This is a genomic window from Mesorhizobium sp. M7A.F.Ca.CA.004.04.2.1 (genome assembly GCF_004022825.1).
Taxonomy (GTDB): domain Bacteria; phylum Pseudomonadota; class Alphaproteobacteria; order Rhizobiales; family Rhizobiaceae; genus Mesorhizobium.
This window is the reverse complement of the sequence record NZ_RZPH01001634.1, coordinates 1-674: the sequence shown is the minus strand read 5'-3', so window position 1 is coordinate 674 and position 674 is coordinate 1. Positions and strand designations below refer to the sequence as shown.

Here is a 674-nt window from a genome sequence, read left to right as displayed (position 1 = left end):
AGCACCGCCAGCCACGTCGCCATGCTGGCGCGCTCGCGCGGCGTGCCCATGGTGGTCGGGCTCGGTGATTCGCCGGCTCACCTTGCCGCCCTCGCCCTGCTCGACGCCGAACATGGCGGCATCGTGCTTTCGCCCTCGAAGGCCCAAATCGCTGCCTTTCGGCAATCCTCCTCATCATTCCGGGCGCGCCGCGATCGGGCCGGGACCTTCCTGGCGCGACCGGCGGTGACCAAGGCCGGCACGGCGGTGCGGATGCAGGTCAACATCGCCGACCCGTCCGAGGTCGACGGCATCGATATCGCCACCTGCGACGGGGTCGGGCTGATGCGCACCGAATTCCTGTTCGGCAAGACGCTGCCGGACGAGGGGACACAGTATCGCGCCTATCGCAAGGTGCTGGAATGGGCTGGTGAAAAACCGGTGACGATCCGCACCGTCGATGCCGGCGGCGACAAGCCGGTGCCCGGCTTCACCGTCGAGGAGAGCAATCCGTTCCTCGGCCTGCGCGGAATCAGGCTGTCGCTGGCAAGACCGGAGGTGTTTCGTGTACAGATCCGGGCACTGCTGCGCGCCGCGGTGCACGGCAATCTGAAAGTGATGTTTCCGATGATCGCCATTGTGGAGGAATACCGACAGGCAGCGGCGAACATCGCCGCTGCCTGTCGGTATTCCTC

General features: G+C 66.3%; 1 protein-coding gene. It reads left to right on the top strand.

The genetic code is table 11. From position 1 onward, the window contains the following. The coding region (locus EN893_RS36620; protein WP_164901528.1) for a putative PEP-binding protein at positions 1–674 on the top strand (674 nt) is incomplete at both ends.